Source organism: Kitasatospora sp. NPDC024654 (assembly GCF_055559155.1).
The window spans coordinates 62,830-68,419 of record NZ_JBVHLF010000030.1; the positions used below are offsets into that span (position 1 = coordinate 62,830).

5 protein-coding genes are annotated in these 5,590 nt (G+C 73.1%); 3 read left to right on the forward strand and 2 right to left on the reverse strand.

Annotation, left to right across the window (positions count from 1 at the left end):
• Window positions 1-409: FAD-dependent oxidoreductase (locus tag ACZ38L_RS19440; protein ID WP_465694617.1), on the reverse strand; the 409-nt coding region annotated here is incomplete at its 3' end.
• Window positions 410-631: 222 nt separating this feature from the next.
• Between ACZ38L_RS19440 and ACZ38L_RS19445 the strand changes: the two genes are divergently transcribed.
• A complete protein-coding gene (locus ACZ38L_RS19445) occupies window positions 632-2,731 on the forward strand; it encodes an HAD-IIB family hydrolase (RefSeq protein ID WP_465694620.1) in 2,100 nt (699 codons plus the stop codon).
• 27 nt (window positions 2,732-2,758) lie between these two features.
• Here the strand turns inward: ACZ38L_RS19445 and ACZ38L_RS19450 are convergent, their stop codons facing one another.
• Window positions 2,759-3,406 carry a phosphatase PAP2 family protein gene (locus ACZ38L_RS19450; protein WP_465694624.1) on the reverse strand — a complete coding sequence of 216 codons (648 nt, stop codon included), beginning with the start codon at window positions 3,404-3,406 and terminating at the stop codon, window positions 2,759-2,761.
• A gap of 337 nt (window positions 3,407-3,743) precedes the next feature.
• Between ACZ38L_RS19450 and ACZ38L_RS19455 the strand changes: the two genes are divergently transcribed.
• Entirely contained in the window at window positions 3,744-4,676 is a 933-nt protein-coding gene (locus ACZ38L_RS19455) for an aminoglycoside phosphotransferase family protein (RefSeq protein WP_465694627.1), read from the forward strand.
• Between the two features lie 242 nt (window positions 4,677-4,918).
• Window positions 4,919-5,446, forward strand: coding sequence for a DUF6817 domain-containing protein (locus ACZ38L_RS19460; protein WP_465694630.1), 528 nt, complete (start codon window positions 4,919-4,921; stop codon window positions 5,444-5,446).
• Window positions 5,447-5,590: the final 144 nt, after the last annotated feature.

The window sequence follows — 5,590 nt, forward strand, 5'->3', positions numbered from 1 at the left end:
CTCCCTCAGCTTTCTGGATCACGGGGGGGACCCTCGCCCTTTGCAGAGGGGGGCTCCCGCGCCCCCACCCCCGACTCGGAGCCCCCCCCCCGGTTTCGGCCCGCCCCAGGCAGCGGTAGCGGGTCAGCGGGTGGTCGTGCTCGCCGAGCGGCACGGCGGCCAGCTGGGTTCCGGCCTCGTCGACGACGTCCATGGTGGTGACCGGGAATCCGATGTCGGCGACCGGTTCGGCCGCGTCGAACTGCGCCAGGGCGCGCATGCCGTTGCTGGCCAGGGTGAGGAAGGCGCCGATGTCCTCCCCGGTGCTCGGGTGCGCCTCGTGGACGGTGACCTCGAACCCCGCCTTGTGCAGCGCCAGGGCGGCCGCTGTCCCGGCGATACCACCGCCGATGACCATGATCCTCGCCAACGCGGTCCCCCTCCTCGCGCCGCCCGACCGACTCCGACGGATGCCGACAACGTCCCCTGTCGACTCTAGCGTTGGCGTCAACCGCGTGATCACGCCCGTCGTGCGCGACGCCTGGCCGGGTCCGCCCATCTCGCCGACCTACCGTCAGAAGTACGGCAGGTCGGTCGTGTTGGGCGAAACCGCCCCTTCGCTCAGTTGTGTGATCCTGTTAGCATCCGGCAGATGTTGAGGATTCTGGTCACCGACCTGGACGGCACGCTCCTGGGCGGTGACGAGGCGGAGCGGCGTCGGCTGCACGCCGCTCTGGCCCGCCATCCCGAGGTGACGGTGGTGCTGGCCACCGGCCGCGGCCTCTCCTCGGTGCGTGAGATCCTGCGGGATCCGCTGGTGCCGAAGCCCCGCTGGATCATCGCCGACGTCGGCGCGAGCGTGATCGACGGCGAGGAGCTCGCACCCGTGTCGGCCATCCAGGACCAGCTGCGCGCCGGCTGGCCCGGCCGACGGCGGGTGCGCGAGGCGATGGCCCGCTTCCCCGAGCTGTCCTATCAGGAGGGCGTGGCCCAGGACGGTCGCTGCTCGTACCACCTGGCCCCGGACGCGCTCAGCGAGCGGATCACCGCGGCCGTCCACGCGCTCGGATGCGGCTGGCTCTACTCGGGTGACCGCTACTTCGACGTGCTGCCCGCGGGGGTCTCCAAGGGCAGCGCGCTGCGGGCGCTGGCCGAGAAGCTCGACTGGCCGGTGGAGTCGATCCTGGTCGCCGGCGACTCGCTCAACGACCTGTCGCTCTTCCAGCTGGGTGCGCACGGTGTGATCGTCGGCGGGGCCGAACCCGCCCTGCTCGCGGCGGTCCCCGAGTCCGCCCTGGTCCACTGGGCCGAGGGGCGGGGTGCGGCCGGGATCCTGGCCGCCCTCGACGCTCTCGGGTGGATACCGGAGTCCGAGCGCGCGGGCCGCGGACACCCGCTGGTGGTCGGCTACCACCGCCCGCCGGTGAGCTGGACGCCTCAGGGCTGGCAGCCGCCCGCCAGTCCCAACGGCATCCTGCCGACCCTGAACAGCCTCTTCTCCAGCGGCCTTCCGGGAGTCTGGGTGGCCGCCGCCGTCGGCGACCCCGGCCTCGACCCCGCCGCCGAGCGGCACCCCGGTGAGCCGCTGTCGCTGCTCCCGCTGACCGCCGGCGAGTGGGCCGGCTACTTCCACCGGGCCTGCAAGGAGACCCTCTGGCCGGTGCTGATGTCCGAGCCGGACCGGCTGCGCTTCGACGCCGCCGCGTGGGCGGACTACCGCACCGTGAACGCGCGCTTCGCCGAACACATCGGCGGGCAGGCAGCGCCCGGAGCCACCGTCTGGCTGCACGACTACAACCTGTGGTTGGTACCGGGGCTACTCCGCGGGGCCCGGCCCGACCTGCGGATCGGGCTGTTCCACCACACGCCGTTCCCGCCTCCGGAGATCTTCGCCGCCCTGCCCGGGCCCGTCGCCACCGAGATCCGCTCCTCGCTCGGCTCGCTGGACTGGGCCGGGTTCCACACCGAGGCCTTCGCCGACCGCTTCCGGCGCACGCTCGCGGGCCGGTCCGGGAGCCGGGCCGGGCTGCCGCGCCTCGGCGTCCACCCGCTCGGCATCGACCGTCCGGCGATCGAGGAGCTGGCCCGCGACCGGCTGGCGCACCGTCGAGCGGCGCACGGTCCGCTGGTGCTCTCGGTGGAACGCCTCGACTACGCCAAGGCCCCGGTGCAGAAGGTCGAGACGATCGCCCGGCTGCTCGCCCGACACCCCGAGCTGCGCGGGCGGTTGACCTTCCGGCTGGTCTGCCCGCCACCCGAGCCGGGCATCACCGCCTACGACACCACCCGCAGGCTCCTCGAACAGCGCGTCGACGACGTCAACCACACGTGGTCAGAGGGGAGTTGGCGCCCGGTCGACTACCTTCCGCGTGGTCTCCCGTTCGCCGAGGTGATCGACCAGTACCTCTCGGCCGACGTGCTGTGGGTGACCTCGCTCCAGGACGGAATGAACCTGACCGCCAAGGAGTTCATCGCTGCCCAGGCGGTCCTGGCCCGGTCGACCGCCGGGCGGCCCGGCGTGTTGGTGCTCTCCGACCGCACCGGCGCCGCCACGGAACTCGCGACCGCCGCGCTGCTCACCGACCCCCGGTCGCCCGAGGACCTCGCCGCCACCCTGACCCGCGCCTTGGCCCTCGCCCCCGCCGAACGCCGTGCCCGCCTGGACCGTCTGTCCGCCCTGCTGGGTCACGAACGCCCCGCCGACTGGGCGGCCCGGATCGTCCGGGCCATCCGGAGCCCCGCCGGCGGTTGATCACGGTGGGGCGGGGGCTTCGCCGGCTCAGCGTGCGGCGTGGGCTCCGGCGGGGGAGGCGGTGAGCAGCGGTTCGAGCGCTCCGGTGCGCAGCCGCGTCACCAGGGGGAGCGCGGCACGGCCGAGGAACCGGCTGGCCAGGAGGGCGACCGGCAGCGCGAGGACGGCGGCGCCGATGACGTCATGCGGGTAGTGGTCCCCGAGGTAGACCCGGGTGAATCCCTCGAAGAAGGCGAAGGCGAGGGCGATCGCGCTCAGTCGGCGGTCGAGGAGGTAGAGGGCGGCCACGGACGCGAAGGCCGTGGTGCTGTGACCGCTGGGGAAGGCGTAGTCGCTGCGGACCGGGCAGCTGTCGACGAAGTAGGCGTGCGGCAGTGAGTAGCACGGCCGTACTTCGGCCACCAGTTTCTTGGCCACCTCGGCGACGGCGAAGGCGAACCCGACGGCGACCGGTGCCGCCAGGGCGAGCGTCATGGCGCGGGTGTCGCGCCGGCGGGCGTTCCACCAGCCGATCAGCATGAGGATCGCGAACACGCCCAGGCCCGCGTTGGTCCACAGGTCGATCGGGGTGTTGAGCCACTTCGTGTCTCGGGCGAAGTCGGTGACGCTGGTGAACAGGGAGCCGTCGATGCCGGAGCCGTCGAAGGCGAGCGGGACCGCGGAGTGGGCTGTCATGGGGGCGGTTCTCTCTGGGTCGGTCGGGGCTGCTGCCCGAAAGGTCTACGCGACTGTAGACGGTGAACGGGAGAGATCTTACTCATGAACCCCAGGCGTACGGCAGCCGCCCTATGACGGCGGGCCAGGTGCTGGGGCGCGGCCTGGTTCTCGGAGTGCGTGATCGCTCGTCATCGCCGGTGGCATCGTTCGTCGCGGGGGCTCGTCACCATGAGTGACGCTGCCGCACCCGCGAGCCGCGCCGCGTGCGGCCGCCCGGTGGCCCTGGCCGGAGATGTGATCCTCCTGGTCGGAGGGTTGCCTGGCGGCGGCGTGCGGCCGGCCGTAGGGTGCCCGGGTGATCGGGATTCCAGAGGAGTTCGTGCGGACCACCGTCGAGCGGGAAGGAGAGCCCGGAGCGGCATGGCTCGCCGAACTGCCCGGGATCGTGGATGAGTTGCTCGGACGCTGGGGGTGCGTGCCGGACGGCGAGGTCACGCACGGGGGCGTCGGGGTGATCGTCCCGGTGCGACGGCGGGCTGAGGGGAGCGCGGTGCTGAAGGTGTCGTTTCCGCACCCCGGTAACGTTCACGAACCGGATGCGTTCGCGGCGTGGGGCGGGCGCGGAGCCGTCCTGCTGCACGAGCGTGACGACGAGCGGTTCGCGATGCTGCTGGAGCGGGTCCGGACGTCGACGCTGGCGGAGGTCGAGGACGGCGATGAGGTGGTGACGGTCGCCGGGCGGATCAATCGCCGCCTGGCCGTCCGCGCGCCCTCTGGCCTGCCCCGGCTGCGGGAGCAGGCCGACCTCTGGGAGGAGCGGCTGCGCGGGGACGCCGAGGAGCTGACGCACACGCTGGCGCGTGACGTGGTGGACGCCGCCGTGGCGACCGTCCGCGAGCTGGGCCGCGTCCAGCCGGACACCCTCGTCCACGGCGACCTCCACGCGAGGAACATCCTGCGCGCGGACCGTGAGCCGTGGCTGGCCGTCGACCCCAAGGGTTACGCGGGAGATCCCGCCTACGACGCCGGCACGCTGCTCAAGTCGCGCGCGCTGACGCTCCTCGAGGCGGACGACCTGCGCAAGGCTGTCCACCGCACCGTGGACGTCTTCGCCGAGGCGGCGGAACTCGACCGCGAACGCGCCCGGCGCTGGGCCCAGTTCCATGCCGTCCAGGCCGCGTTCCGGAGCCGCCGCCACGGGTTCCGGATGGCCCGCGGCGGACCACGCTTGGACCGGCTCATCGAATTCGCGGATCGCCTGGCGGAGTTGCTCACGGAGCGCGGCTAGAGCGTGATCGGCGGTCGCCCGGTCGCCCCGGCAGGATCGCCCGAGCGAGGACGGCTCCCGGCCGTGATCGACGAGAGCGCGCCGCTCCCGCGGACCGTGCGCCTCTCCTCCGGAGACCCGGTGCACTCGGCTCGGCGGGCTTCCCACCATCGGAAGAACAGGCCGCCGCGCCCTGATCACCCAAGACGCTGCTCCTATGATCGGGGCCAGGCAGAACCCGACTCACGGAAGGCGGTAGCACCGTGACCGAGCAGGCACTGGCGAGGTTGCGGGCGGCCGGAGCGGAGGCGATCGACCATCCCGGCGGCCATCTGATGGCTCATCTGCTCCGGGTCAGCGCCCTTCCCGCCTCCTGGGGCGCCCCTCCGGTGCTGGTGTCGGCCGGATTGTGCCACGCCTTCTACGGCACCGACGGATTCCCCACCGCGCTGCTGCCACTGGAGCGGCGGGGCGAGCTGGTGCAGGCCATCGGCGACGAGGCCGAGGCGCTGGTGTACTTCTACGCGTCCTGCGACCGCAAGGCCTCCTACCGCACCCTCGCCGCGGACGATGCCGAGTTCGCCGACCGTTTCACCGGCGCGCGGACCCGGCCGAACGCCCAGCGGCGCCGGGACTTCGCCGAACTGACGGCGGCCAACGAACTGGACATCGCCGCGGTCAGCCCGGAGATGCGCGACCGCTTCGGCCCCGCGCTGCTGGAACTGTTCACCCGCTGGCGGTCCTTGCTCTCCGTGCCCGCCTGGGAACACCGCCGCGACGTACTGGGCTGATCGAGACGTCCAGCGGATCCGACAGTGGCTCCAGATCGTGGGGGAGGGCTGTCGCGGGGGGGGGGGGGGGGGGGGGGGGGGGGGGGGTGGGGGGGGGGGGGGGGGGGGGAGGGGGGGGGGGGGGGTGGTGGGGGGCGGTTGCGG